Below are 25079 nucleotides of genomic sequence, written 5' to 3' on the forward strand. Positions count from 1 at the left end.
GGGGTGGTCATGACCCTGCCAGGTCATCCCCCTGTAAGAGCGTTCACGGCCCGGTGTCCTCCAGCGCCGGACCGTCCCCTTCGGCCTCCCCAACGGGGGCCGCACGATCCTCGCCCCGTCTGCTCAAGCCGGGGTCCTGCAGTTCCCGGACCGTCCCCTGTCCGGTTTCGTTTCCCCGAGCAGGGCTCCGGTCACATTAAGTGCAGAACAAGGCCAGTGGCAGCGGAGGCGATGAGCGCGCCGGCGGTCAGTTCGACCAGGGCGAGAAGCGGAGCGGGTCTCCTGTCCCAACTGCCCGTCTCCGTGGATCCGGCGAACGCGCCGGTGCGCAGAAATACGGCGGCCAGCGCCACCGAGATGGTGACGCTGGCCACCCCCAGCCCCATCGCGACGGCCCCCGCGATCCCGGCGCCCAGGATGTCCATCCGCCAGGTCAGGATCAGCAGGAAGATCGCGCCCGTGCAGGGCCGCGCCGCGATCACCGCGATCAGCATCACCGCATCCCGCACCGACCTGACCCGTTCCGCATCCTCGATCGAGGGCCCGTGCCGGTGCCCGCAGGCACAAAGCCCGTCGGCCCCATGGTCATGCCCGTGGTCGTGCCCGTGATCATGCCCGTGATTATCCCCGTGCCCGTGGTGATCATGCCCGTGATGATGATGGTGATGATGATCCTCCCCGGAATGGCCCGCCGCGGCCTGCCGCGCGGCCCGCATCTGCGCCAGCGCCTGCCACAGGTGCCGCAGCCCGCGCAGCGCCAGGAAGGCCCCCACCAGCCCGATCGCCGCGTAGGAGGCGGGCGCCAGCCACTCTTCCACCACGCCCACCATGTGCTGCCGGCTCCAGTTGAAGGCCAGCACGCCCATGCCCACCAGGATCACCGCGCTCAGCGTCTGCGCCAGCGAGGCCGCCAGCGCCAGCGCCGAGAGGCGCAGCGCGGTCACCCGCTGCGACACGCCATAGCCGCCGATCAGGATCTTGCCGTGGCCCGGCCCGGCCGAATGGAAGACGCCGTAGGTGAAGCACAGCCCCAGCAACAGCGCCAGCGCGCCCGGCTCGCCCGCGCGGATCGCCCGCAGGGTGCGGGCCATGGCGTTCTGCGCATCGCGCTGCCCCTCCGCCGCCCAGGCCGTCAGGCCGGTCATCCCGTCCATGGCCCAAAGCCACCAGGCCAGCGCCAGAAGCCCCGCCAGCAGGGTCGCCGGCAAGGCCACCCGCAGCACCGAAAACAGCCGGGGCAGGGCCCTGGCCAGGATCCTGGGCTGGGCCGCACCGCCCTGCGAAATCTGCGCCCCGTCGCTCATCCCCTGCCTCCGCAGCTCACGTGGATCGCATCGGCGAATTTCTCTCCCACCTCGGGAAAGCGGATCTCCGTCGCATCGGCGGGGATCTTCGCCAGCTCCGCCTGCAGCTCCTTCAGGGCCTTGTCCTCCGCATGGGGCACGATGGTGATGCCGCAGGCCGGATCGCCTGCAACCGTCACCCCGCCCGTCAGGTCGTAGGCGGTGTAAAGCGTCGGGTCATAGGCCTTCACCACCAGCCCCTCCGCCGGCAGGGGATGGGGCAGGGGGCGCAGGTGGCGGCTGGTATAGACGCCCTCCTCGTACCGCACGCCCAGGCTCTGCGGCGGGCCCAGCTCCACCGCGCTGCCATCCGGCGCGGTGACGTAAAGATCCCCCGCGTAGCCCTCCATCCACTGCAGGTCATAGCCGTCCAGCTTCTTCAGCTCCGCCTCGGTCAGCACCCCGTCGTAATCGGGATCCAGCGACAGATCATCGAGCAGCAGCATCGAATACATCTCGTCGTAGGACCAGCTGACGGCGATCCCCGTCAGCAGGCCCTGCGGATCAACCTGCAGTTCCAGCGCCGTGGCGATGAAGATATGCGGATGCGCCCGGGCCGCGCCTGTGGGCCCCAGAAGGGCGGCAAGGGCAAGCGGGGCGCAGGACAGGACCGCGCGAAGCGAAGGACAGGGCCGGATCATGCCGCGCAGGATAGGGGCGGGAGGCGCGCCGCGAAAGGGGCGTTCTCCGGTGCAGGCAGGGTGCCGCCGCGAACGGACGGCGGGCGGCAGGTCACGATGCCGTCAGTGCCGCGAGGCAGGGCAGTGGGGGCAGGGCAGAGGGGGCAGGGCGAAGGGCGGCGCTGCCCTGGCCCGAAAGGCACGCCGGGTCGGGAAAGCGGAAGTGGGCTCCGGGCATGAAAAAACCCGGATCCCAGGGGGATCCGGGCTCTCGGGAAGGCCACGCTGACCGGCGGGGGATGCCGCCGGCCATACGGGGAGTATGGGCCTTCCGTCCGGTTACTCCGCCGGCGCGGGTTCCACGCCCGCATCGTCGGAGAATGTGAAGACGGCCAGAGCCGCGGCCAGCACCGCGCTCACCGCCATGGTCAGGGCGATCGGCCAGGCCGATCCGTCGCTCAGCAGGCCGATGACAAGGCTCACCAGCGCGCCCGCGCCAAAGCCCGCCGCGCCCATCAGCGCAGAGGCCGACCCGGCGTTCTGTCCCTGCTTGTCCAGCGCCAGCACGGACACCGATGGCATGACGAAGCCGAGAGAGGCGATCAGCAGGAAGACCACCACCAGGAAGACCGGCAGGGTCAGCGCCCCGGCCAGCGACAGCACCAGCATGATCAGCGACATCGCGGCGCGGAAGACGGTGGCGACACGCGCCATGCGCACCGCGCCCACCCGGCCCACCAGCTGCCCGCCGGTGCGGGCGCAGATGGTCATGCCGATGGCGTTGACCGCGAAGATGATCGAAAAGACGATGGGCGCCACGCCGTAGCCGGTGATCAGCACCACCGAAGCGGCAGAGATATAGCCGAAGAAACCGCCCTGGGTCAGGGCCATGGTCCCGGCATAGGGGATGAAGCTGCGGTCGACCAGCAGCCGCATGTAGGTCCCCGGCGCCTTCAGGGGGTGGCTGTTGCGGCGCATCTCCTCGTTGCGGGGTTCGGGCATCAGGCGCCAGACCAGCACCATGATCGCCACGGCCGCCAGGGCCAGCACGGCAAAGATCACCTGCCAGGGCGCAACCATCAGGATCGCCCCGCCCAGGATCGGCGCGATCACCGGCGCCAGGCCCAGCACGATCACCACCATGCCCATCATCTGCGCCGCCTGGGCGCCGCGGAACCGGTCGCGGACCGACGACATGGCGATCACCATGCCGATCGACCCGCCGATCCCCTGGATCAGCCGCCAGATCATCAGATGCGGGATCGTCCCGGCGATCATGCACCCGATGGAGGCAATGGCAAACAGGCTCAGCCCGAAGAAGACCACCGGCTTGCGGCCCGTGCGGTCGCTCACCGGGCCCAGCACCAGCTGGCCCAGGCAGAAGCCCACGAAGAAGGCCATGACCGACATCTCGATCTCGCCATGGGCGGCGTTCAGTTCCGCCGCCATGGTCGGCATCGCCGCCAGGTACATGTCCATCGAAAGCGGCCCGATGGCCGCGATGGCGCCAAGGCAAAGCGCCAGAATCTTGTCGTCGCGTTCCATGAAACCTCCGGAAGCGCAGAATGTCGGAAACCGGGGCGCGCGGCCGGTGGGGGAGAGATTTGTAAACGGCGCCGTTTCATAACTTAAGAAACGCTTGCGTTTCCGAAAGTCAACCCTATCTTGCCGGTATGACCCACACCGACGATGTGCAGGAAAGCGAAACCACCGGAGAGGCCGCCCCCAAGGCAGGCCCCAGGGCAGGCCGCCCGCCCGCGCTTTCGCCCGAAGAGCGGCGCAAGGCGCTGCTCGATGCCGCGGAACGGGTCTTTTCCCGCGACGGGTTCGCCGGGGCCACGATGGAAGGCATCGCGGCCGAGGCCGGCATGTCCAAACGCACGCTCTACCGCTTCTTCGCGGACAAGACCGCCGCCCTCGAAGGGCTGCTGGACCGCCACGATCAGCGCGCGCTGCTGCCGCCCTACAGCTACACCCCCGGCGACGACCCCGAGCAGGAGATCCGCCGCACCCTGCTGTCGCTGATCCGCTACATGCTGGATCCGCGCCACGTGGCCCTGCTCCGCGTCGTCATTGCCGAGGCGCCGCAGCATCCCCAGCTCACCGAAAGCTTCGAGGGGATCGAGGTGTCCCAGACGATCTCCCGCGCCAGCGCCCGCTTCGAACGGCTCCGCCGGGACGGGGCCATCGGGGCAGAGGATCCCTGGGCCCTGGCCTCGCTGATGATCGGCGCCCTGATCGGCCCGATGCAGCTGCGGGCGCTGGCCCGGGTGCCCGCCCCCCGCCTGGACGAGGCAGAGCTTCAGGCAAGGCTCGACCTGCTGATGCAGGCCTTTGCGCCTCTGCTGCGCTTCCCCGAACCGCCCGCCGGGGCGGGTGGGGCAGGCTGACAGCGTCACCTCATACAAGAGACCGAAGAAAACTGGACCCGTAGAAAACGGGGGCCCGAAGGCCCCCGCAGTGCCCCGCCCGGGGTGGTGCCCGGCCGGAGTGCTGCCTGGCCCGGGGCGGATCCAGACCAGGCAGCACGCCGGACGGGCCGGGAGGAGATCAGTCGTTCACGATCAGCACATGCAGATCCAGCTCGTCGATGTGCTGCATCACCGGGCCGAAGTTGAAGGGCGCGGGCTCCACCGGGAAGACATGCGGCTGATAGGGCTGGCCCAGGTAGCGGAAGAAGGGTTCGAACACCGCCGGGACAAGCCAGCCGAAGAACTTGGTATAGGGCGTGTCCAGCCGGTAGCTGTGCACCGTGTTCGGCGGCACCACGGCGAAATCGCCCGGGTGCAGCTTCACTTCCTGGCCGTTGATCCACATCGTCATCATGCCTTCCAGGCAGAAGAAGTTCTCGGTGTGGTGCTGGTGATAGTGCCAGGGGATCGGCGCGCCCGCGGGCCCCTCGGTCAGGACCGAGAAGAAGGTGTCGTCGGTCGATGCCGCGGTCTGGGTGAAGCTGAACAGCTGGTCGGCGGCGATCAGGCGCTCGCCCTGGCCGGCCTGCAGCACGTAGGGCTGCTTCGACCCGGGCACGCCCTCTGCGGTCACCAGCACGGGGGAGGCCTCCTTCATCTCGCCCAGGAACTGCACGTCGCTGGCGGCGGCGGCGGCATCCAGCTTGTCCTGTGCCACGCCCAGCTCCGGCGCCTCGGGCTGCACCGGGCGGGTGAAGGGCTCACCCAGGGACTGGTAGAAGTCGGCCAGCCCGTCGCCAATGGACCAGGTCAGGATCCGGGTGCGCCAGGACTGCATGCGGTAGCCATGTTCGGTGCCGGCGGGGATATAGGCGTAATCGCCCTCGGTCAGCATATGCGCCTTGCCGTCCATGTGCAGCTCGACCCGGCCGTTCATGACGTAGAACACCTTGTCGGTCTTCGCGTGCACCATCATCGGCAGGCCCGCACCCTTGGATCCGGTCAGCACGGCGGCGATGTAATCGCCCCCGGTCTCGGCCTCGCGGGCGATCAGCGTGGCGACCTGGCCGCCGAACAGGTGGAATTCACCCTGGCCATCGCGCAGGGCATAAAGCTCGCCAGTGCCGGGCAGGGTGCCGGCTTCCAGCTCGGGCAGCTGGCCCAGCGGGGTGGCCGCCACCACCGTATCGGCGGCGATCATCGCGGCGGCGCCGCCAAGCGCGCCCCGGGTCAGGAATTTGCGGCGGGAGAAGTCGGTCATGGGTCTCACCATTATTCTGAATCTGTGATGCAGGATCTGGACCTTCCGACCGGTCACGTCCAATATGTCTTTCAGACCAACTGATCATCCAAACTGATCAGTTGTCCCGCCCCCGACCCTCACCTAAGAGCCTGCCGCCATGGAACTGCGCCACCTCCGCTATTTTCTCGCCGTGGCGGACCAGATGCACTTCGGCCGCGCGGCGGAGAAGCTCAACATCGTCCAGCCGGCCCTCTCGATGCAGATCCGCCAGCTGGAGGAGGAACTGGGCACGCCGCTCTTCGACCGCTCCCGCCGGCAGATCCGCCTGACGGAGGCCGGCCGCCTCTTCCTTCCGGAGGCAGAGCGCACCCTGGCCCAGGCGGCCCAGGCCACCCATGTCGCCCGCCTGGCGGCGCGGGGCGCCCGTGGGCGGCTGCGGCTGGGCTTTTCGGCGGGGGGCGTGCACTCCGGTGCCCTGGCAGAGCTCGCCGCGGGGCTGCGGGACACGGCGCCCGACCTGGTGATCGACCCGCGCGAATGTCACCCGATGGAAATCCTCGACCTGCTGGACCGGGGACAGCTCGATGCGGGCCTGGGCACCTTCCGCGCCCATGCCCTGCCGCCCGATCTGAAGGTGAAGGTCCTGTCGACCCATGCCGCACGGCTGGCGCTGCCGGCGGATCATCCGCTGGCCGGGCTGGCGCAGATCCCGGCAGAGAGGCTGCAGGGCGAAGGCTTCATCGGCTACGCCGGTCCGGGCGATGCCGAGGGCATGGTGCTCACCCGCGAGGTGCTGGGCTTTCAGCCCCCGGTCGCCTGTGTCGTCTCCACCCCCACCACGGCGGTGCACCTGGTCGCCGCAGGCTTCGGCCTGGCGATCCTGCACGATGCCCTGGCCACGCCGCACCCGGGCGTGACCTACCGCAGCCTGGCCCATGCCCATGACGGCATCTCGGTCGCCCTGCTCTGGCGCGACGCCCCCGTGGACGGCCCCCTGCGCGCCCTCCTCGACCTCGTCGCCTGACCCTCACGGTCGGGCAGGGGGGATGCGCCATCGGTGGATTTCATCCACCCTACGCAAACCGTCCCCCGCTCCAGGCGTGGATGCAATCCACCGATGGCACACCGCCCCACACCCCGTAGGGTGGATGCAATCCACCACCGACGACCACGCCTCATCCCGCGCGCCAATCCCCGTAGGGTGGATGCAATCCACCACCGGCGAACCACGCCTCATCCCGCGCGCCAATCCTCGTAGGGTGGATGAAATCCACCGCCGCCAAACCACCCCACACCCCGCACCCCATAACGTGCATCCAATCCCCCCATCCCCCGTCCCAACGACCCCATCTCCCCGCCCGGCCTCCTGCACCCGTCCCCCCGTTAACCGGCACACCAGCCCAGCCGCCCCGCGCTTCGCCCCTCCCATTTTTTGGCCAAAAATATCCTGGGGGGAGTCTCCGGCACGGAGACGGGGGGCAAAGCCCCCCTTGCCTCCTCTCCAACACGCGCCCCGCCCGCCCTTTACGCCTCTTGCTGCCCCACCTCTCACCGCCCGGTCCGCCCTCAAAGCGTCCTCAAACCGCACCCCCGCGTTACCGACGCGATACCGACATAATACCGACGTTAAAATCCGGCCTTTCCAGTACCTTCGCCCAACAACCCCCTATTGTGACGACCCGCCCCCGTGCACGAAAAAGCCGCCCGGAGGTCTCCCCCCGGACGGCCCTTTTCATACGGCCCTTCATACGGCCATTTCAGGCGCCAGATGCCCTCAGGCGGCCTTCGCTTCGGGGCCGAACCGGCCATAGAAGCTCTGGCCCTTCCCGGCCATCTCCCGCAGCAGGGCGGGGCAGGCAAAGCGGGGGCCATAGGTGGCTTCCAGGTGGTCGCACCGCTCGGCGGCATAGGCGGCCCCCAGCATGTCCAGCCAGCTGAAGGGCCCGCCCGACCAGGGGGCAAACCCCCAGCCCAGGATGGCGCCCACGTCGCCCTCGCGGATGTCCATCAGGACATTTTCCTCAAGCGCACGAACGGCTTCCAGCACCTGCGCGAACATCAGGCGATGCTGCACCTCGATCAGGTCGGGCTGTTCCTCGGCCAGCGGGTACTTCTCCTCCAGCCCGGGCCAGATGCCGGTCCGCTTGCCCTTTTCGTCGTAGTCGTAGAACCCCGCGTTGGCCTTGCGGCCCTTCCGGCCCAGGTCGAACATCCAGAACATCAGGTTGTCCACGCCCTTGGCATCCGCCGGGTAGGCATCGCCCATGGCCTCCTTGGTGGCCTTGGCGATCTTGACGCCCAGGTCGATCGAGGTCTCGTCGATCAGCTGCAGCGGCCCCACGGGCATGCCCAGAAGCCGCGCGGCATGGTCCACCAGCACCGGGCTCACGCCCTCGCTGACCATCCGCGCGCCCTCGTTGAGGTAGGGGATAATGCACCGGTTTGCATAGAAAAAACGCTCGTCATTGACGACGATCGGGGTCTTCCGGATCTGCCGCACATAGTCCAGCGCCTTGGCCACCGCGCGGTCGCCGGTCGCCTTGCCCTTGATGATTTCCACCAGCAGCATCTTCTCCACCGGGCTGAAGAAGTGGATCCCGATGAACTGCTCCGGACGGCTCGACGCCTTCGCCAGCCCGGTGATCGGCAGGGTGGAGGTGTTGGAGGCAAAGATCGCATCTTCGGGGATCACCGCCTCGACCGCCTTGGTGATCTCCGCCTTGACGCCGGGATCCTCGAAGACCGCCTCGATGATCAGGTCCACGTCCGACAGGGCCGCGTAATCGGTGGTCGCGGTGATCCGCGCCAGCAGGGCTTCGGCCTTTTCGGGCGTGGTCTTGCCGCGCTTGATGCCCTTCTCGGTATAGCTCTGGGTATAGGCCTTGCCACGGTCGGCGGCTTCCTGGGTCTGGTCGATCAGCACGACCTCGATCCCCGCCTGGGCGGAAACCAGCGCAATGCCCGCGCCCATCATGCCCGCGCCCAGCACGCCCAGCTTTTTCACCGTCTGATCAGGGGCTTCGGGCCGGTTCGCGCCCTTCTCCAGCGCTTCCTTGTTGAGGAACAGCGAGCGGATCATGTTGCCCGAAGACGGGTTCATGATGACGGAGGTGAACCAGCGCGCCTCGATCTTCAGCGCGGTGTCGAAGGGCACCATCAGGCCTTCGTAGACGGCGCTCAGCATGGCCTTCGGGGCCGGGTAGGCGCCCCAGGTGTTGGCCATAATCATCGCATTGGCGCCGACCATGGTCTGGAAGCCGGCCGGATGATAGGGCGCGCCGCCTGGCACCTTGAACCCCTTGGCATCCCAGGGTTTCACGATATCGGCGTTGGTCGCGGACAGGACCCAGGCCTTGGCGGCCGCCAGCGGATCCTCTGCCACTTCATCGATGATGCCGGCCTTCACGGCCGCCTTCGGGTCCGACAGCTTGGCCTGCAGCAGGAAGGGGGAGGCCCCCATGATGCCCAGCTTGCGCACCAGCCGCGTCGTGCCGCCCGAGCCGGGGAAGATCCCCACCTGGATTTCCGGCAGGCCGATCTTGGCCTTGGGATTGTCGGCGGCAAAGATCCGGTGCGTCGCCAGCGGCAGTTCCAGCCCGATGCCAAGCGCGGTGCCCGTCAGCACCGAGGCAATCGGCTTGCCGCCCTTGTTTGTCTTGGGCTCCATCCCCGCCCGCTCGATCTTGCGCAGCAGGTGGTGGAGCGACATGACGCCCTCGAAGACGCCCTCCGCGCCCTGTTCCTTGAAGCCCGCCAGCACGTTCAGGTCCATCCCGGCGGCAAAGGTCGCCTTGCCGGAGGTGATGACGATCCCCTTCACCGCCTCGTCCGCCAGCGCGTCGGTGACGCAGGCGTCCAGCTCCCCGGCGCCGGCCATGGACAGCACGTTCATGCTCTTGCCGGGCACATCCCAGGTGATTACCGCGACGCCGTCGGCGCCTTTTTCCATCGTGAATTCAGTCATTTCTCGCTCCCATTCTCTGGGCCCTCGTAGGGCTGGCCATTGCGGCGGATCACCCGCCGCCGGCCGTCTTCGCGAACAAGTACCTTGTCGATATCGGCGTAATAGGCCCGGTCGTTGCGGGACCTCGTGCCGACAAGCAGGTAGGTGGCGGGCGCATCGCTGTCGTTGACCACGCAGTGCCCATTGGGCACGCCCGCAGGCCAGCAGACCGCATCGCCCGGGTGGACGACATGGGCCCCGTCATTCTCGATCACCGTGACCTGGCCCGACAGCATGTAGAGGAATTCATCCTCGTCGCTGTGCCAGTGCCGGTCGGAGGTGCGCGTGCCGGGCTGGATCGTCTCCACGAAGGCGCCGAACTGGGTCAGCCCGCCGGTGTCCGAGTAGAGCAGGGCGTCGTATTGCCCGAACTTCTCCCGGATCTCCGGCGTGGCCGTGTCGGTCTGCACTTCTGCCCGGCGGATGACGGTCATCAGACCAGCTCGATCACGGTCGCAGCGCCCATGCCCGACGCCACGCAAAGCGTCGCCAGGCCGGTGGACTTGCCGGTACGCTCCAGCTCGTCCAGCAGGGTGCCGATGATGATCGCGCCCGACGCGCCAAGCGGGTGGCCCATGGCAATGGCGCCGCCGCAGGTGTTCACCTTGGAATGATCGACGTCGAAGGCCTGCATGAAGCGCAGCACGACCGCGCTGAAGGCCTCGTTCACCTCGAAGAGGTCGATATCCCCGATCTCCATGCCTGCGGCCTTCAGCACCCGCTCGGTCGCAGGGACGGGGCCGGTCAGCATGATGGTCGGATCGGTGCCGATCTTGGCCGTGGCGCGGATGCGCGCGCGCGGTTTCAGCCCGTATTTCTCGCCGAATTCCTTGCTGCCCACCAGCACGGCGGCAGACCCGTCGACGATGCCCGACGAATTGCCCGCATGGTGCACGTGGTTGATCTTCTCCAGGTGCGGATACTTCAGCATCGCCACCTTGTCGAAGCCGGGCATCACCTCGCCCAGGTCCTTGAAGGCGGCCTTCAGCCCGCCCAGGGCCTGCATGTCGGTGCCGGGACGCATGTATTCGTCATGATCCAGGATCGGCAGGCCGTTCACGTCGCGGATCGTCACGATGGACTTGTCGAAACGCCTTTCTTCCCAGGCCTTTGCAGCCCGGTCCTGGCTGGCCACGGCCAGCGCGTCGCAGTCATCGCGGGAAAAGCCGAACTCGGTCGCGATGATGTCGGCGCTGATGCCCTGGGGCACGAAGTAGCTCTCCATCGCCACGGTCGGGTCCACGGCCACGGCCGCGCCGTCGCTGCCCATGGCCACGCGGCTCATGCATTCGACACCGCCGGCGATATAGGCCTCGCCCGCGCCGCCCTTCACCTGGTTCGCGGCCAGGTTCACGGCTTCCATGCCGGAGGCGCAGAAGCGGTTGATCGACAGGCCCGGGATCCGCTCATCCAGGTCCGAGGCCAGAACGGTCGTCCGCGCCAGGCAGCCGCCCTGTTCGAAGGCCTGGGTGGCATTGCCCCAGATCACGTCCTCCACGGCGTGACCATCCAGGCCCGAGCGTTCCCTGATCGCGTTCAGCACCTGCTTGCCGAGCGCGACCGAGGTCACCTCGTGCAGCGAGCCGTCGGCGCGTCCCTTGCCGCGCGGGCTGCGCACGGCGTCGTAGATATAGGCTTCGGTCATGAGATCCTCCGCTCCTTCCTGTGCTTGGCCGGAAGGCTCCTCCGCCCCCGGTTCACGCGCCACTCTCCGCGCTCGCGCGGCGTATTTCCATCGCGACGTTACGTAGGTTCGGCTGACGTGCCGCGACGTCCACGTCAACTTTGGCGGGGGCCGCTTACAGCCCCCGGTCCGATGGCCGTCCCGGCATCAGGTCATAGGGATGCTTCCAGCCGGGCAGGGCGGCGATATTGCCGAGCCAGCGGTCTATATTGGGCCAGTCGGCACGGACAAAGGTGAAGGGCTCGGGATAGAACAGGTAGCCGCAGCAAGAGAAGTCGGCATTGCTGGGCCCGTCCCCCACCAGCCAGTCGCGCCCTTCCAGCGCGGCATCCAGCGTGGCAAAGGCGGCCTTCAGGCGACCGGCGGTGAAGGCGATGACCTCGGCCGGGCGCTTCTCCTCGGGCAGGAAGTTCATCAGGAAACGCAGGGTGCCGCATTGCGAGGACATCTTGTGATTGTCCCAGAAACACCAGCGCATGATCTCTCGCGCCTCCTTCGGCGTGGCGCCGCCGAACTTGCCGGTCTTCTCGGTGATGTACATCTGGATGACGCCCGACTGGCTGATCGTTACCTCCCCGTCGATCAGCACGGGCGCCTCGGCCATGACGTTCATGGCCCTGTACTCGTCGGTCCGCGCGCCGCCGTTGAAGAAATCAACCTTCACCGGCTCCCAGTCGAGGCCCGAAAGCTCCAGCGGCAGGGCTGCCTTGTAGGAATTGCCGCTTTCTCCGAAGCAATGCAGCTTGATGGTCATGGGATCTCCTCCGTTCTGCCGTTCCAAGGCGGGGGTTTCACACCCCCGCACCCCCGTGGAGTATTTCCAGCGGGTTGAAGATGATATTCACCGCATCTTAACCACGTCTCCCCCAGTCTCGTCTCGCGTTACAGGCTGGAGAGCCGATGGACGTGCGGGTTGAAGCCCCGTTCCGACAGATCCGGCAACCAATCCGGTGGAGCGGGGCGGGGTGGATACTCCTTGGTCTACCTGGGCAAGGGGGGCGTGGCCCGTCTGCCTGCTTGCGCGACCCCGCACTTCCGGGACCGACACCCATCCTTCAACCCGCCGGAAATACTCCCGCCGGAGGCGTGCGACGGTCGCGGGCATCGGGCGGTCAGCGCTTTCGCGCCTCCAGCTCCGAATTGAAAACCCGCAGCCGGTGGGTCAGGTTTTCCTCGTGGGTCACGCTGTCGAAGTTCTCGAAGAGGAAGGACAGCGCTTCGCCTTCGTCCAGCCCCGCCTCGGCGGCGAAGCGGCGCAGGCGGCGGTAGCCATCCTCGGTCATGGCGGCGGGAAAACGGCGGGTCAGGCGGAAGCGCTTGGGCATGGCACAGACATAGCCCAGGGGCGGTTGCGCTGTCCCGCTAAAACCGCAGGCGTCTGCCGCGCGCCGTGCATGGGCCTTGCGTGGTCCGTGCATCCGTTGGGGCAGGGCGGTGCCGGTAAGGGCGAGACGGAAAAGGGCGCGGCACATACCGTGCCGCGCCCTCCCGTGAGTGGGGCCATGCCCCCCTGTTGAACCCTTCGGGATGTCCCGCTTCAGAAGGCTTCCGCCTCCAGCGCCATGACGTTGTCCGCGCCCGACAGGATGCGCTGCAGGTGCATCGCACAGGCGGGCATGCGGCGGGTCATGTAGTAGCGTCCCGTCACCAGCTTGGTTTCATAGAAGGCCGCGTTGCCTTCGCCGGCGGCCAGCTTGGCCTTGGCCGAAAGCGCCATCATCGTCCAGACGTAGCCCAGGCAGACATGGCCGAACATGTGCATGAAGTCGTAGGAGCCAGAGAGCGCGTTGTTCGGGTTCTTCATCGACTGCATGAAGTACATGGCTGCTTCCTGCAGCTGCTTCGACGCGGTCTTCAGCGGCTCGACGAAATCCTTCGCGATCTCTTCGTCCTGGGCTGCGGCCTCCTTGCAGAAGTCCTTGATCATCTGGAACAGCGCCATCGCCGGCTTGCCGCCGTTGGAGCTCAGCTTCCGGCCCACCAGGTCCAGCGCCTGAACGCCGTTGGCGCCTTCGTAGATCTGGGTGATGCGCGCATCGCGGGTGAATTGCGACATGCCCCATTCCTCGATGTAGCCATGGCCGCCGTAGACCTGCTGGGCCTGCACGGTGGACTGGAAGCCCTCGTCGGTCAGGAAGCCCTTCAGAACCGGCGTCAGCAGCGAGATCAGACCCTCGGCATCCGCATCCTCGTTCTTGTGGGCGCGGTCCAGCATGGTGGAACCCCAGAGGCCGAAGGCGCGCGCACCCTCGATGAAGCTCTTCTGGTCCATCAGCATGCGGCGCACGTCGGGGTGCACGATGATCGGATCGGCCGGGCCGTCGGGGTTCTTCACGCCGGTCACGTCGCGGCCCTGCAGGCGGTCCTTGGCGTAGATCACGGCGTTCTGATAGGCGGCCACGGCCTGCGAAAGGCCCTGCATGCCGACGCCCAGACGGGCCTCGTTCATCATGGTGAACATGGCGCGCATGCCCTTGTGCTCCTGCCCCAGCAGGTAGCCCTCGGCCTCGTCGTAGTTCATCACGCAGGTGGCATTGCCGTGGATGCCCATCTTCTCCTCGATCTTGCCGACCGAGACACCGTTGCGGGCGCCGATATTGCCTTCGTCATCCACCAGGAACTTCGGCACGATGAAGAGCGACACGCCCTTGATACCATCCGGGCCGCCGGGGATCTTGGCCAGAACCAGGTGGACGATATTGTCCGCCATGTCGTGATCGCCGGCGGAGATGAAGATCTTCTGGCCCGTCACCTTGTAGGTGCCGTCACCCTGCGGCTCGGCCTTGGTGCGCATCAGCCCCAGATCGGTGCCGCAATGAGGCTCCGTCAGGTTCATCGTGCCGGTCCATTCGCAGCTGACCATCTTCGGCAGCCACTTGGCCTTCTGTTCCGCCGTGCCATGGGCATGGATTGCGGAATAGGCGCCATGGGTCAGGCCCGGATACATCATGAAGGCCTGGTTCGCGGCAGAGAACATCTCTCCGGTCGCGACCTGCATCAGGTAGGGCATGCCCTGGCCGCCATATTCCGGATCGCAGTCCAGACCCGTCCAGCCGCCTTCGCGCAGCTGGTCGAAGGCCTCCTTGAACCCGGTGGGCGTGCGGACCACGCCGTTCTCCATCGTCACGCCTTCCTGATCGCCGACGGCGTTCAGCGGAGCGATCACTTCGGCGCAGATCTTGGACGCCTCCTCCAGGATCGCCCCGGTGAACTCCCGGTCAAGCTCGTCATAGCCCGGAACATCCTGTTCCGAGATTTTCAGGACGTCATGCAGGACGAACTGCAGATCCTCGACCGGTCCGGTATAGCTGGGCATGGTCTCTCTCCCTTTGCCTTCCTGCCCGGAAAGCCCGGGCGATCATTCCGCGGCGTCGTGCGCCTTCATGGAGGCGATCACTTTCGCCACCCAGTCCATCTGCTCCTTCAGTTCCGCGATCGCCACGTCCAGCTCTTCCCGCTGCGCTTCCATGGAGCTCAGCCGCTCCTGCGCCACTTCCAGGGTCTTGGTCAGCTGCGTCTGCTGCTGGTCACCCATGTCGTAAAGGTCGAGCAGCTGCCGGATCTCCTCCAGGCTGAAGCCGAAGCGCTTGCCGCGCAGGATCAGTTTCAGCCGGGCCCGGTCACGCCGCGTGAAAAGCCGTTTCTGGCCTTCGCGGATCGGAAAAAGCAGCTCCTTTGCTTCGTAGAACCGCAGCGTGCGCGGCGTCACCTCGAAGGCATCGCACATCGCGCGGATCGTCATTAGGTCTCCGGTGTCCGTCATTTTCTACCACTCATCTTTTATCGGTTGGTCAGAAATGCAGGCCACATTCCCTCGATACAACGCTGAACTAAGTTGACGTAAGTGCAACGTCACGTCACTGCCCGGGTGACGTAAGATAACCATGCGCTACCACATGGTCCGCGCAATTTCATTCTCCTCCCGCACTCATGCGCCGTAGGGTCGGGGAGGACGGGCCGCAAAAACTGCACGGGTTTTGCGCGTGATTCGCCGCCAGACTTCCCCCGGCCGGAATGCCCGGCCAGCCTGCGTGATCGTAAACGACTGGAAGCAGAATGGGGCGGAAATGAGGCAAAAACAACGGTCTTGCTGACGATCGGTGAAGTCTTGCGACTGCCGGATGCCGCAGGGGCATGTAATGGCGCGACATGGCGTCAGATGGCCTGCAGGCCCACTTCCGGGTCAGTCTGTTGTCTTCCCGGACAGTACAAATGGCGCGGCATTTCCGGCTGGCCGAGGCACTGGCGGAGGGCCCCGCTCCGGAAGATCCGGCAGGGCAGGGCCAGCGGTCGGGCGATCAGAGAGACCGGACGGTTCTCGCCCCCCCCCCCGGCGGCACGGCGGCACGACAGATCAGGACAGATCAGGCCAGTTCAGGACGGGTCCAGTTCGCCCTTGGTGGCATCGCGCAGCTGGCGCAGCTCGTCCATTGCCTCGTCGATCTGGCGCCGCTGTTCTTCCAGCTGGGCCATCTGCCGGTCGGCCATCTCGATCCAGACACGCATCTGGGTTTCCGAGCCCTGCTGCTCGCGCATTTCCAGCCACTGCCGGATCTCTTCCAGGCTGAAGCCGAAGCGGCGGCCGCGCATGATCAGCGTCATGCGGGCGATTTCCCGGGCGGTGTAGAACCGCGACCGCCCCTCGCGTTCGGGCTCCAGAAGCTCGATGTACTCGTAGTAGCGCAGGGTGCGCGGGGTCACCTCGAACTTCTCGCACATCTCCTTGAAGCTGAGACGGGCGTCGGCATCTATGGGGGCGGTGGCGTTCTGCTCGGTCATGGCCGGTCCGGGTCGTTTCTGGGTCCTCGGGAAATGTAGGCCGACCTCGGGGGAAGGGCAACAGGGGGGTGCTTGCCCCCGGCGCGGATCGGAGGTTTGATGCAGGCGAAATGCCCCGCCGTCCCCCGGTGCGGGATCAGCAACGAGGCCTGCATGAGCTCCGAACAGCAGTTGCGCATCGCGCGGCAATTCATCACCAGCCTGCCCCATGCCCGCGCCCTGGGCATGGATGTGGCCGAAATCGCCCCGGGGCGCGCGGTCTTCACCATGCCCTATGATGAAAAGCTGATCGGAGATCCCGAAACCGGCGTTCTGGCGGGGGGCGCGGTTTCGGCCCTGCTGGACACCACCTGCGGCGCCGCGGTGATGAGCCACCCCGAAAGCGCCGCCGCCACCGCCACGCTGGACCTGCGGATCGACTACATGCGCGCCGCCACCCCCGGGCAGACCATCCGGGCAGAGGCCGAATGCTACCACGTCACCCGCTCCGTCGCCTTCGTGCGGGCCGTGGCGCTGGATGACGACAGGGACCGCCCGGTGGCCACCGCCTCCGGCGCCTTCACCTTCCGCAAGAAGGAACCGGCCGAATGACCCGCAGTGCCCCCGAACCCGTCCAGATCATCAAGCAACGGCGTGATGCGGCGCTGCAGGCCCTGGTCGATGCCGTGCCCTACATCCGCTTCCTGGGCATCCGTTTCGACCTCCGCGGGGATGAGCTGACCGCGATCATGTCCTTCGACGAGAAGCTCATCGGCAACCCCGCGTTGCCGGCGCTGCACGGCGGGGCCACGGCGGCCTTTCTTGAAACCACCGCCGTGATCGGCCTGGCCTGGTCCCACTACTGGCCGCTGCTGGAAAACGGCACCATCGACCCGCGCGCCATGGCCTCGGGCCAGTTGCCGCGCCTGCCCAAGACGATCGGGATCACCGTGGATTACCTGCGCTCCGGCCTGCCGCGCGATGCCTATGCGCGGGCAGAGGTCACCCGATCGGGCCGTCGTTACGCCTCCGTCCGGGCAGAGGCCTGGCAGGACAACCGGGCACGTCCCATCGCCCAGGCGACGGGCCATTTCCGCATGCCACTGGCCGCGGGGGAAACCGATTGAGCGTGTCGGCCGCGCCCGTCGCGCCCGACGCCCACCTGCCGCTGACCCACCGCCGGGTGCTGCGCATCGCGCTGCCCATCGTGATCTCCAACGCCACCGTGCCGATCCTGGGCGCGGTGGACACCGGCGTGATCGGCCAGATGGGCCTGGCCGCGCCTATCGGCGCCGTGGGCATCGGCGCGGTGGTCCTGTCGGCCGTCTACTGGGTTTTCGGGTTCCTGCGCATGGGCACCACCGGGCTGACGGCCAATGCAGCCGGCGCCGGGGACCGGGCAGAGGTCGCGGCCCTGCTGACCCGCGCCCTGCTGATCGGCCTCGGCGCGGGGCTGGCCATCATCGCGCTTCAGGCCCCGCTCTTCTGGGCCGCCTTCCGCATGTCGCCCGCCTCCTCAGAGGTGGAGGGCATGGCCCGCACCTACATGGCGATCCGGGTCTGGTCGGCGCCCGCGGCGGTGGCGATCTACGGGCTGACGGGCTGGCTCATCGCGCAGGAAAGGACGGCGGGGGTGCTGGTCCTCTAGGTCGGTATGAACATCGTCAACATCTCGCTCGATTTCCTCTTCGTGCTGGGCCTCGGCTGGGGCGTCGAAGGGGTGGCCGCGGCGACCTTCATCGCGGAATGGAGCGGGCTGGCGCTCGGCTTCTGGCTTTGCCGGGGCGCCTTCCGCCTGCCCGCCTGGCGCGACTGGACCCGTGTCTTCGACCGGGTCCGGCTGATGCAGATGGCGCTGGTCAACCGCGATATCCTGCTGCGCTCGCTGATGCTGCAGGCGATCTTCATCATCTTCATGTTCAAGGGGGCCAAGTTCGGCGACGTGCAGCTGGCGGCGAACCAGGTGCTGATCCAGTTCATGGAGATCACGGCCTATGCCCTCGACGGTTTTGCCTTCGCGGCAGAGGCGCTGGTGGGGCAGGCCATGGGCCGCCGCGACCGGCCCGCCCTGCGCCGTGCCGTGGTGCTTTCGGGCATCTGGGGCGCTGCGATCAGCCTTGCGCTGGCGCTGGTCTTCGCGGTGGCGGGCGGCGGGCTGATCGACCTGCTGACGACCTCGGAAACCGTGCGGGAGGCGGCCCGCGCCTACCTGCCCTGGATGATCGCCACGCCGATCCTGGGCATCACGGCCTGGATGCTCGACGGGGTCTTCATCGGCGCCACGCGGGCCCGGGACATGCGCAACATGATGGCGATCAGCCTGGCGATCTACCTCGGCGCGCTGGTGGTGCTGGTGCCGATGATGGGCAATCACGGGCTCTGGGCCGCGATGCTGATCAGCTTCGTGGCACGCGGCATCACCCTGGCCCTGCGCTATCCCGCGCTGGAAGCAGGGGCCGCACGCCCGCTCTGAAAAGGCGGGGCGGCATTCTGCCTGCCCGCCGCCCCCTCGCGCTGCCCCCTTCCCCTATTCGACGGCTGAAAATACTCCCGCCGGAGGCTTCGGCCGGAAGGCCGAAATGGACATGGCCGAATAGACATGGCCGACATGGTCAGAGCACGTCCAGCGCCCGTTCCGGCGGCCGGGCGATCACGGCGCGGGGACCGTTGATCACCACCGCGCGCTCGATCAGCTTGGGATGGGCGGCCATGGCGTCGATCAGCCGGGCGTCGGGCATGTCCTTCTTCAGCCCCAACTCCCGGAACAGCGCTTCCTTGGGCCGCATCATCCCGATGGCGGGCAGGCCCAGCTTGGCCTGAAGCTCCAGCAGCTCGGCCACGGTCGGCGGCTCTTCCAGGTAGCGTCGCACCTCCATCGTGGCGCCAGCCTCTTCCAGCAGGGCCAGCGCCTGGCGCGATTTCGAACAGCGGGGATTGTGCCAGATGGTGATCACAGCCAGTCCTCCCGCCCCGTGCCGACCGCTTCCGCGACCGAGGCAAAGCCGTCCCTTGCCAGCAACCGGTCCAGCCCTTCGGCAATCCGGGGCACCAGCGACAGCCCCTCGTAGACCAGCGCGGAGTAGAGCTGCACCGCAGAGGCGCCAGCGCGGATCTTGGCATAGGCCTGTTCGGCCGAGCCGATCCCGCCCACGCCGATCAGGGGCACCTGTCCCTGGGTCAGCTGCGACAGCCGCGCCAGCAGGCGGGTCGATTTCTCGAAGAGCGGCGCGCCCGACAGCCCGCCGGTTTCCGGCGCATGGGGCGACCGCAGGCCGGTGCGGTCCAGCGTCGTGTTGGTGGCGATCACTGCGTCCAGTTTCAGCGACAGCGCCACGTCGGCGATGTCGGCCAGTGCCTCGGCATCCAGATCCGGCGCGATCTTCAGGAAGACCGGGATCCGGCGCGCCAGCCCGTCACGGGTTTCCAGCACGCCTTCCAGCAGGGCGGTCAGCGCCGCCTTGCCCTGCAGGTCGCGCAGTTTCTCGGTGTTTGGCGACGATACGTTGACCGTCGCGAAATCCAGATGCTGCCCGCAGCGCGCCAGCACGGCGGCGAAATCGCCCGCGCGGTTCTCGCTGTCCTTGTTCGCCCCCAGGTTCAGCCCGATCACCGCGTCCGACGGGCGCTGCGCCAGCCGGCCGGCGATGGCCTCCATCCCCTCGTTGTTGAAACCGAAGCGGTTGATCACGCCCCGGTCCTCGGTCAGCCGGAAAAGCCGCGGTTTCGGGTTCCCCGGCTGCGGGCGCGGCGTGGCGGCGCCCACCTCGACGAAGCCGAAGCCCGCCCGCGCCAGCGGCGCCAGCGCCTCCGCGTTCTTGTCGAAACCGGCGGCCAGGCCCACCGGATTGGCCAGGCGCAGCCCGGCGACCTCCCCGCGCAGGCGGTCGCTGGTCACCAGCCCCGCCAGCGGCACCACGCCCGCGCGCAGCGCCTTCAGCGACAGCCCGTGTGCCCGTTCCGGGTCACAGCGGTGCAGGGCGGCAAGGCCCAGCTTTTCCACCGCGCGGTCGAAGCCGCCGGGAAGGTCGATCCCGCTCACGCCATGACCTCCGGGAAGGCATGCTGGCCGTCGACCAGCGGCAGGGGCCAGTGCGCGGTCACGTCGTCCAGCCGCAGCTCGCGGTAGAGATGGGGGAAGAGCGCGCCGCCGCGCGACACCTCCCAGGTCAGGGCGGAGCCGAGCGCCTCGCTGTCGCAGGCCGCCAGCACCAGCCCCTCGACCCCGGCGAAATGCTTCGCCGCGGTTTCGGCGGCCTGTTGCGCCGTGGAGAAGTGGATGAACCCGTCGCTCAGGTCGATGGGGGCGCCAGCGGTCTGGCCGGCACGCTGCAGGTCCTGCCATTCGGCATCGCGGAAGATCTTGTAGATAAGCATGGCGACGGCATGCCCGGAAAAGCGGGCTCCGTCAATCTGGCTTGGCCCGGCGCGGGCCGGGGCGGTCAGGCGGGGCGGTCAGGTGGGCGGGCTGGCCCGAAGGGGCAGGGCGGGCCCGCCGGCGCGCCCCGCTCTTGCGCAGGTCAGCCGCCAAGTTCCGCCAGCAGGCCCCGCACCAGCGCGATGTCCTCGGGCCGCGACAGGGTCGGCGCATGGCCGCAGCCCTCGATCACCGTCAGCCCCGGTTTCGGCCCGCTTGCCACCATCCGCTCTGCCACCTCCGGCGTGAAGAGGTCCGAACTTGCCCCCCGGATCGCGTGGCAGGGCAGGCGGGTCCGGTCCCAGCGCTCCCATGTCACCAGTTCATCCGCCGAGGCGGTGAAGGCCACGGTGATCCGCGGATCGTAATGCAGGGTGAAAAGCCCGTTGCCCCTGCGCCGGATCGAAGACCGCGCCATGCGCCGCCAGAAGGCGTCGGAGGCCGGGCCGAAGGGCACGTAGGACTGGCGGAACCAGACCTCCGCCTCGGTCACGGTGCGGAACTCGGGCGAGGTGCCGGCATAGCTCAGGATCCGCTCGATGGCGGGGGCGGGCACTTCGGGGCCGATGTCGTTGACGATCAGGCAGGACAGCCGGTCCGCCTGCGGGCCGGAGGCCAGCCGCATGCCGATCATGCCCCCCATCGAGGTGCCCAGCCAGGCCGTCCGGGTGATCCCGTAGCGGTCCAGCATGTCGGCGGCGATCCCGGCGTAGTATTCCACCGAATATTCCGCCACCGGGTTGGCGGACCAGCTCGACAGGCCCCGCCCGATGGTGTCGGGGCACAGCACGAACCACTCATCCGACAGCGCCCGCGCCAGTTCGTCGAAATCGCGGCCCGTCCGCGCCAGCCCGTGCCACAGCACCAGCGGCGGCGCATCGGGATTGCCCCATTCGGTCACGTGCAACTCGTGATCCATGACGGGGATGAAGCTGAAACGAGGTGAGGTCATCCCGCCCTCCCTGCCGATGTCCCTGTCGATGTCCGGGCCGAAAGCGTGCCGGCGATCCCCTTGGGAAAGAAGTAGACCAGCAGGATGAAGACGATGCCCAGCCACAGCAGCCAGCGTTCCGGGCTCAGGATCTCGGGCAGGACGGGCAGGCCCGCCAGCGCCTCCGACGCGCTGCCCATCAGGTCGCGCAGGTAGTATTGCGCCAGCACCAGCAGCGTGGCCCCGATCACCGCGCCCCACATGGTGCCCATGCCGCCGATCACCACCATCAGCAGGATGTCGATCATGATGTCGAAGCTCAGCGCGGTTTCCGGCCCGGTGTATTTCAGCCAGACCGCATAGACCGTCCCGGCAAGCGAGGCGATGACGGCCGCGATGCAGAAGACGAAGGTGCGGTAGGCCACCACGCGATATCCGATCGCCTCGGCCCGCGCCTCGTTCTCCCGGATCGCCTTCAGCACCGTCCCGATGGGGGAGGCGACGAGGCGCAGCATCACGGCAAAGAGCACCAGAGAGCTGAGGAAGACGAAGTAATAGGCGGCCAGCTTCCCGTTCAGGCGCACGCCGAAGAGGTCGACCACCTTGCCGTCCGCATCGACCAGCAGCTTTGTCGCGGGCTTGAAGAGGTCGGGCGCCTTGTAGGTGATGCCGTCCTCGCCCCCGGTCAGCCCCGACAGCTGAGAGGCCAGCACCAGCGCGACCGAGGCGGTGGCCAGCGTGATCATGGCAAAGAAGATCGCCTTCACCCTGAGCGACAGCAGGCCCACGGCCACGGCGGTCACCAGCGACAGGGCCACGCCCGCCAGCGCGCCCAGCAGGACGGGCGTCCATCCCGGGCCCATCCGGTCCAGCGCGATGGCCGCGCCATAGCTGCCGAAGCCGAAGAACATGGTATGGGCGAAGCTGACGATGCCGGTGTAGCCGATCAGCAGGTCATAGCTTGCCACCAGCACGATGAAGACGCAGATCCGCGCGGCCACCTGGATCGACCGCACATCCTGGAACAGGAAGGGCCAGAACAGCAGGGCGGCGGCGATGGCCAGCACGGCGATCTTGACGACAGGAGAGGTTTTGTTGGTCATGTCCGCCTCACTTCACCGCCGGTTTCAGGCCGTTGGGCCGCCACATCAGGATCGCCATCATCAGCAGCATGTTGGATGCCAGCGACAGCTTCGGCGCCAGGAAGCCGATGTAGTTCGACATCAGCCCCACCATGATCGCGCCCAGAAGCGTGCCCTGCACAGAGCCCAGGCCGCCGATGATCACCACGATGAAGACGACGATCATCATGTCCGCCCCCAGGTGCGGGGTGATCAGCGTTTCATACCCGGCCCACATCGACCCGCCGAGGGCGGCCAGCGCCGACCCGGCCATGAAGACGCCGATGAACAGCCGGTCGATGCGGAACCCCAGGGCCTCCACCATCTCGCGGTTCTCGACACCGGCGCGGATCAGCAGGCCCAGCCGGGTGCGGTTCAGCACCCAGTAGAGGCCGGCATAGACCACCAGCCCCAGGGCAAAGGCGAAGGCGCGGTAGATCTCGATGGTGACATTGCCGATCAGGAAGGCGCCTTCCAGGAAATGCGGGCGGCCCACGCTGAAGGGCGTGCCGCCCCAGATCGCCAGGATCAGCTGCTCCACCACGATCAGCGCGCCCATGGTGATCAGGATCTGCCGCAGGTGGTCGTTGTAGACGGGCTTGATGATGACCGTTTCAAAGAACCAGCCCGCGACCAGGCCGAATGCCATGGCCGCGCCATAGGCCGCCAGCAGCGCCGCGATGTTCAGCAGCAGCGAATCCGACCCCAGCCAGCCGCCCATGGCCGCCAGCACGCTTGCCGCGATGAAGGCGCCCAAGGATACAAAGGCCGAATGGCCGAAGTTCAGCACGTCCATCAGCCCGAAGACGAGGCTAAGACCGCTCGCCATCAGGAAGATCATCATCCCCATGGCCAGCCCCGCCACGGTCAGCGTGGCCCAGCTGGACGGCGCGCCGATCAGCACAAAGCAGACGGCGGCCACGGCGACCGGCAGCAGGTAGACCCCGCCCAGCCGGTCGATGGTTTCATTGAACTTGTCCATTGCTCCTCCTCAGGCGGACAGGGACAGCAGGCGGTCCTGCAGGTCCTTGTCGGCCACGAAATCCGCCATGCTGCCGGTATGGGCGACCCGGCCGTCCTCGATGACGGCCATGTCGCGCCCCAGCGATCTGGCGAATTCGAAATTCTGTTCCACCAGCAGGATGGTGGTCTTGTCGGAAATCTCCCGGAAGGCCTCCGCCATGTTGTCGACAATCGACGGGGCCAGCCCCTTCGTCGGCTCGTCGATCAGGATCAGCTCGCGTGGTTCGATGATCGCGCGGGCCACCGACAGCATCTGCTTCTGCCCGCCCGACAGCGCGCCCGCAGGCTTGTCCCAGAACTTTTCAATCGCGGGGAACAGCTCGTAGATCCACTGCAGCCGCTTCTGGTCGAAGGTGCCATCGGCACTGGCGAGGATCATGTTCTCCTCCACCGTCAGCCCGCCGAAGATCCCCATGTCCTCGGGGACGAAGGCGATGCCCTTGCGGCTGATGTCGGCGGTGTGCATCCCCGTGATGTCCTCGCCGCGGAAGGTGACAGAGCCGGGGGAGGGGGACCACAGCCCCATGATGCTCCGCAGCGTGGTGGACTTGCCCGCGCCATTGCGGCCCAGCAGGCAGAAGACGCCGCCCTCGGGCACGTCGAAACTCACGTCGTGCAGCACGTGGTACTGCCCGATGGAGGTCTTCATCTGTTTCAGGCTCAGCAGGCTCATGCGTGTTCCACCCCGCGGCCAAGGTAGACATCTTTGACAAGCTGGCTCGACATCACCTCGTCCGGCTTGCCGTCGGCCAGCAGGGTGCCGTTGTGCAGGACGATGATCCGGTCGGCCAGCGCGCGCACCACGTCCATCTTGTGCTCCACCAGAAGCACCGTCTTCGAGGTGTCGTGCTTGATCTCAGCGATCAGCTCCAGCACGTCGGGGGCATGGTCCAGGCTCATCCCCGCGGTGGGTTCGTCGAACATGTAGATGTCGGGCTCCATCGCCATCAGCAGGGCGACCTCCAGCTTGCGCTGATCGCCGTGGGACAGCTCCGATGCGGGCTGATGCGCCACTCCCTGCAGCTTGGTCGCTTCAAGGTAGCGCTCGGCCCGCGCCGTCAGCTCGGTCAGGGACCGGGCGGGCCGGAACATCCGCCAGCCGTCACCGGATTTCGCCTGCACCGCCAGCCGGATGTTCTCCAGCACCGACAGCGCGGGAAACAGGTTGGTCAGCTGGAAGGCGCGGCCCACGCCATGATGGGCTCGGGTCGAAGGCGCCATGGCCGTCAGGTCGGTGCCATCCTTCATCACCTTGCCCGAGGTCGCCTTCAGCTGTCCGGAAATGAGGTTGAAAAACGTGGTCTTGCCCGCGCCGTTGGGGCCGACGATCACGGTCAGCTCCCCTGGGCGGAACGCGCAGCTGACGGCATTCACGGCCACGTGGCCGCCGAACCGGATCGTCAGATCCTGCGTGACGAGAGAGGGTTGGGACATGGAAAGGGGCCTGTCGTCTGAAAGGGGCCTGACCTCTGGCCCCCGCAGCGGGGGGCATGGTCAGGAAGGTGTCCTGGGCCGGGGATGGAACCGG

24 protein-coding genes and 1 pseudogene are annotated in these 25079 nt (G+C 67.4%); 5 read left to right on the top strand and 20 right to left on the bottom strand.

The annotated features are described in order from the left end of the window. Positions 1 to 191: 191 nt before the first annotated feature. The 3 genes from AC2IR1_RS06860 to AC2IR1_RS06870 all read right to left on the bottom strand — a co-directional run bounded on the left by AC2IR1_RS06860 (position 192) and on the right by AC2IR1_RS06870 (position 3508). Positions 192 to 1304 carry a nickel/cobalt transporter gene (locus AC2IR1_RS06860; protein ID WP_486475541.1) on the bottom strand — a complete coding sequence of 371 codons (1113 nt, stop codon included), beginning with the start codon at positions 1302 to 1304 and terminating at the stop codon, positions 192 to 194. Continuing rightward, a complete protein-coding gene (locus AC2IR1_RS06865; protein ID WP_486475542.1) occupies positions 1301 to 1984 on the bottom strand; it encodes a DUF1007 family protein in 684 nt (227 codons plus the stop codon). Before AC2IR1_RS06865 ends, AC2IR1_RS06860 begins: the two co-directional genes overlap by 4 nt. A gap of 318 nt (positions 1985 to 2302) precedes the next feature. Beyond that, on the bottom strand, positions 2303 to 3508 hold the full coding sequence (locus AC2IR1_RS06870) for a multidrug effflux MFS transporter (RefSeq protein ID WP_486475543.1): 1206 nt from the start codon (positions 3506 to 3508) through the stop codon (positions 2303 to 2305). Between the two features lie 128 nt (positions 3509 to 3636). Between AC2IR1_RS06870 and AC2IR1_RS06875 the strand changes: the two genes are divergently transcribed. Next, positions 3637 to 4353 carry a TetR/AcrR family transcriptional regulator gene (locus tag AC2IR1_RS06875; protein ID WP_486475544.1) on the top strand — a complete coding sequence of 239 codons (717 nt, stop codon included), beginning with the start codon at positions 3637 to 3639 and terminating at the stop codon, positions 4351 to 4353. A 160-nt stretch (positions 4354 to 4513) separates the two neighbouring features. Here AC2IR1_RS06875 and AC2IR1_RS06880 read toward each other — a convergent pair whose 3' ends face one another. After that, positions 4514 to 5635 (bottom strand): quercetin 2,3-dioxygenase, encoded by a 1122-nt coding sequence (locus AC2IR1_RS06880; RefSeq protein ID WP_486475545.1) that lies wholly within the window; start codon positions 5633 to 5635, stop codon positions 4514 to 4516. Between the two features lie 139 nt (positions 5636 to 5774). On the opposite strand from AC2IR1_RS06880, the gene AC2IR1_RS06885 reads away from it, so the two are divergent. Then, positions 5775 to 6641, top strand: a complete 867-nt coding sequence (locus tag AC2IR1_RS06885) for a LysR family transcriptional regulator (protein WP_486475546.1) — start codon at positions 5775 to 5777, stop codon at positions 6639 to 6641. Positions 6642 to 7391: 750 nt separating this feature from the next. Here the strand turns inward: AC2IR1_RS06885 and AC2IR1_RS06890 are convergent. From AC2IR1_RS06890 to AC2IR1_RS06925, 8 genes are all read right to left on the bottom strand, one after another. Continuing rightward, positions 7392 to 9581, bottom strand: coding sequence for a 3-hydroxyacyl-CoA dehydrogenase NAD-binding domain-containing protein (locus AC2IR1_RS06890; RefSeq protein ID WP_486475547.1), 2190 nt, complete (start codon positions 9579 to 9581; stop codon positions 7392 to 7394). Next, the gene (locus AC2IR1_RS06895) at positions 9578 to 10054 is read right to left on the bottom strand and encodes a cupin domain-containing protein (protein WP_486475548.1); all 477 of its coding nucleotides are present in this window, start codon (positions 10052 to 10054) and stop codon (positions 9578 to 9580) included. The genes AC2IR1_RS06890 and AC2IR1_RS06895 overlap by 4 nt, the downstream gene beginning before the upstream one ends. Continuing rightward, on the bottom strand, positions 10054 to 11265 hold the full coding sequence (locus tag AC2IR1_RS06900) for an acetyl-CoA C-acetyltransferase (RefSeq protein ID WP_486475549.1): 1212 nt from the start codon (positions 11263 to 11265) through the stop codon (positions 10054 to 10056). Before AC2IR1_RS06900 ends, AC2IR1_RS06895 begins: the two co-directional genes overlap by 1 nt. 154 nt (positions 11266 to 11419) lie before the next feature. Further along, positions 11420 to 12058, bottom strand: coding sequence for a glutathione S-transferase family protein (locus tag AC2IR1_RS06905; RefSeq protein ID WP_486475550.1), 639 nt, complete (start codon positions 12056 to 12058; stop codon positions 11420 to 11422). A gap of 358 nt (positions 12059 to 12416) precedes the next feature. Then, complete coding sequence (locus AC2IR1_RS06910; RefSeq protein ID WP_010139436.1) at positions 12417 to 12629, bottom strand: hypothetical protein; 213 nt, start codon at positions 12627 to 12629, stop codon at positions 12417 to 12419. A 212-nt stretch (positions 12630 to 12841) separates the two neighbouring features. Further along, positions 12842 to 14620: an acyl-CoA dehydrogenase C-terminal domain-containing protein gene (locus AC2IR1_RS06915; RefSeq protein ID WP_486475551.1), complete on the bottom strand. Its 1779-nt coding sequence runs from the start codon at positions 14618 to 14620 to the stop codon at positions 12842 to 12844. A gap of 42 nt (positions 14621 to 14662) precedes the next feature. Then, positions 14663 to 15067: a MerR family transcriptional regulator gene (locus AC2IR1_RS06920; protein WP_486475552.1), complete on the bottom strand. Its 405-nt coding sequence runs from the start codon at positions 15065 to 15067 to the stop codon at positions 14663 to 14665. A gap of 611 nt (positions 15068 to 15678) precedes the next feature. Continuing rightward, positions 15679 to 16083 (bottom strand): MerR family transcriptional regulator, encoded by a 405-nt coding sequence (locus tag AC2IR1_RS06925; RefSeq protein WP_486475553.1) that lies wholly within the window; start codon positions 16081 to 16083, stop codon positions 15679 to 15681. 153 nt (positions 16084 to 16236) lie between these two features. Here AC2IR1_RS06925 and AC2IR1_RS06930 point away from each other — a divergent pair, with 153 nt between their 5' ends. The 3 genes and pseudogenes from AC2IR1_RS06930 (at position 16237) to AC2IR1_RS06940 (ending at position 18535) form a co-directional block, all read left to right on the top strand. After that, positions 16237 to 16674 carry a PaaI family thioesterase gene (locus tag AC2IR1_RS06930; protein WP_486475554.1) on the top strand — a complete coding sequence of 146 codons (438 nt, stop codon included), beginning with the start codon at positions 16237 to 16239 and terminating at the stop codon, positions 16672 to 16674. After that, the gene (locus AC2IR1_RS06935) at positions 16671 to 17189 is read left to right on the top strand and encodes a PaaI family thioesterase (RefSeq protein ID WP_486475555.1); all 519 of its coding nucleotides are present in this window, start codon (positions 16671 to 16673) and stop codon (positions 17187 to 17189) included. Before AC2IR1_RS06930 ends, AC2IR1_RS06935 begins: the two co-directional genes overlap by 4 nt. 2 nt (positions 17190 to 17191) lie before the next feature. Continuing rightward, positions 17192 to 18535, top strand: a pseudogene (locus AC2IR1_RS06940) (MATE family efflux transporter). Between the two features lie 139 nt (positions 18536 to 18674). Here AC2IR1_RS06940 and arsC read toward each other — a convergent pair. From arsC to AC2IR1_RS06980, 8 genes are all read right to left on the bottom strand, one after another. Then, the gene (gene arsC, locus AC2IR1_RS06945) at positions 18675 to 19016 is read right to left on the bottom strand and encodes an arsenate reductase (glutaredoxin) (protein WP_486475556.1); all 342 of its coding nucleotides are present in this window, start codon (positions 19014 to 19016) and stop codon (positions 18675 to 18677) included. After that, positions 19013 to 20101: a quinone-dependent dihydroorotate dehydrogenase gene (locus AC2IR1_RS06950; RefSeq protein ID WP_486475557.1), complete on the bottom strand. Its 1089-nt coding sequence runs from the start codon at positions 20099 to 20101 to the stop codon at positions 19013 to 19015. Before AC2IR1_RS06950 ends, arsC begins: the two co-directional genes overlap by 4 nt. Continuing rightward, positions 20098 to 20436: a DUF952 domain-containing protein gene (locus AC2IR1_RS06955; RefSeq protein WP_486475558.1), complete on the bottom strand. Its 339-nt coding sequence runs from the start codon at positions 20434 to 20436 to the stop codon at positions 20098 to 20100. Before AC2IR1_RS06955 ends, AC2IR1_RS06950 begins: the two co-directional genes overlap by 4 nt. Before the next feature lie 143 nt (positions 20437 to 20579). Next, positions 20580 to 21428, bottom strand: a complete 849-nt coding sequence (locus AC2IR1_RS06960) for an alpha/beta fold hydrolase (RefSeq protein WP_486475559.1) — start codon at positions 21426 to 21428, stop codon at positions 20580 to 20582. Continuing rightward, complete coding sequence (locus AC2IR1_RS06965) at positions 21425 to 22510, bottom strand: branched-chain amino acid ABC transporter permease (protein WP_486475560.1); 1086 nt, start codon at positions 22508 to 22510, stop codon at positions 21425 to 21427. The genes AC2IR1_RS06960 and AC2IR1_RS06965 overlap by 4 nt, the downstream gene beginning before the upstream one ends. Before the next feature lie 7 nt (positions 22511 to 22517). Continuing rightward, positions 22518 to 23510 carry a branched-chain amino acid ABC transporter permease gene (locus AC2IR1_RS06970; RefSeq protein ID WP_486475561.1) on the bottom strand — a complete coding sequence of 331 codons (993 nt, stop codon included), beginning with the start codon at positions 23508 to 23510 and terminating at the stop codon, positions 22518 to 22520. Between the two features lie 9 nt (positions 23511 to 23519). After that, the gene (locus AC2IR1_RS06975; RefSeq protein WP_486475562.1) at positions 23520 to 24224 is read right to left on the bottom strand and encodes an ABC transporter ATP-binding protein; all 705 of its coding nucleotides are present in this window, start codon (positions 24222 to 24224) and stop codon (positions 23520 to 23522) included. Then, positions 24221 to 24985: an ABC transporter ATP-binding protein gene (locus tag AC2IR1_RS06980; protein ID WP_486475563.1), complete on the bottom strand. Its 765-nt coding sequence runs from the start codon at positions 24983 to 24985 to the stop codon at positions 24221 to 24223. The genes AC2IR1_RS06975 and AC2IR1_RS06980 overlap by 4 nt, the downstream gene beginning before the upstream one ends. Positions 24986 to 25079 lie beyond the last annotated feature (94 nt).

The organism is Pseudooceanicola sp. NS-SX8 (assembly GCF_057380755.1).

Excerpts from the sequence above, each read along its gene's own strand:
- AC2IR1_RS06880 (WP_486475545.1), bottom strand. The coding sequence starts at position 5,635 with ATGACCGACTTCTCCCGCCGCAAATTCCTGACCCGGGGCGCGCTTGGC.
- AC2IR1_RS06920 (WP_486475552.1), bottom strand. The coding sequence starts at position 15,067 with ATGACGGACACCGGAGACCTAATGACGATCCGCGCGATGTGCGATGCC.
- AC2IR1_RS06960 (WP_486475559.1), bottom strand. The coding sequence starts at position 21,428 with ATGACCTCACCTCGTTTCAGCTTCATCCCCGTCATGGATCACGAGTTG.
- AC2IR1_RS06890 (WP_486475547.1), bottom strand. The coding sequence starts at position 9,581 with ATGACTGAATTCACGATGGAAAAAGGCGCCGACGGCGTCGCGGTAATC.
- AC2IR1_RS06915 (WP_486475551.1), bottom strand. The coding sequence starts at position 14,620 with ATGCCCAGCTATACCGGACCGGTCGAGGATCTGCAGTTCGTCCTGCAT.
- AC2IR1_RS06905 (WP_486475550.1), bottom strand. The coding sequence starts at position 12,058 with ATGACCATCAAGCTGCATTGCTTCGGAGAAAGCGGCAATTCCTACAAG.
- AC2IR1_RS06860 (WP_486475541.1), bottom strand. The coding sequence starts at position 1,304 with ATGAGCGACGGGGCGCAGATTTCGCAGGGCGGTGCGGCCCAGCCCAGG.
- AC2IR1_RS06865 (WP_486475542.1), bottom strand. The coding sequence starts at position 1,984 with ATGATCCGGCCCTGTCCTTCGCTTCGCGCGGTCCTGTCCTGCGCCCCG.
- AC2IR1_RS06980 (WP_486475563.1), bottom strand. The coding sequence starts at position 24,985 with ATGTCCCAACCCTCTCTCGTCACGCAGGATCTGACGATCCGGTTCGGC.
- AC2IR1_RS06930 (WP_486475554.1), top strand. The coding sequence starts at position 16,237 with ATGAGCTCCGAACAGCAGTTGCGCATCGCGCGGCAATTCATCACCAGC.
- AC2IR1_RS06875 (WP_486475544.1), top strand. The coding sequence starts at position 3,637 with ATGACCCACACCGACGATGTGCAGGAAAGCGAAACCACCGGAGAGGCC.
- AC2IR1_RS06910 (WP_010139436.1), bottom strand. The coding sequence starts at position 12,629 with ATGCCCAAGCGCTTCCGCCTGACCCGCCGTTTTCCCGCCGCCATGACC.
- AC2IR1_RS06885 (WP_486475546.1), top strand. The coding sequence starts at position 5,775 with ATGGAACTGCGCCACCTCCGCTATTTTCTCGCCGTGGCGGACCAGATG.
- AC2IR1_RS06970 (WP_486475561.1), bottom strand. The coding sequence starts at position 23,510 with ATGGACAAGTTCAATGAAACCATCGACCGGCTGGGCGGGGTCTACCTG.
- AC2IR1_RS06935 (WP_486475555.1), top strand. The coding sequence starts at position 16,671 with ATGACCCGCAGTGCCCCCGAACCCGTCCAGATCATCAAGCAACGGCGT.
- AC2IR1_RS06895 (WP_486475548.1), bottom strand. The coding sequence starts at position 10,054 with ATGACCGTCATCCGCCGGGCAGAAGTGCAGACCGACACGGCCACGCCG.
- AC2IR1_RS06900 (WP_486475549.1), bottom strand. The coding sequence starts at position 11,265 with ATGACCGAAGCCTATATCTACGACGCCGTGCGCAGCCCGCGCGGCAAG.
- AC2IR1_RS06975 (WP_486475562.1), bottom strand. The coding sequence starts at position 24,224 with ATGAGCCTGCTGAGCCTGAAACAGATGAAGACCTCCATCGGGCAGTAC.
- AC2IR1_RS06955 (WP_486475558.1), bottom strand. The coding sequence starts at position 20,436 with ATGCTTATCTACAAGATCTTCCGCGATGCCGAATGGCAGGACCTGCAG.
- AC2IR1_RS06925 (WP_486475553.1), bottom strand. The coding sequence starts at position 16,083 with ATGACCGAGCAGAACGCCACCGCCCCCATAGATGCCGACGCCCGTCTC.
- AC2IR1_RS06870 (WP_486475543.1), bottom strand. The coding sequence starts at position 3,508 with ATGGAACGCGACGACAAGATTCTGGCGCTTTGCCTTGGCGCCATCGCG.
- AC2IR1_RS06965 (WP_486475560.1), bottom strand. The coding sequence starts at position 22,510 with ATGACCAACAAAACCTCTCCTGTCGTCAAGATCGCCGTGCTGGCCATC.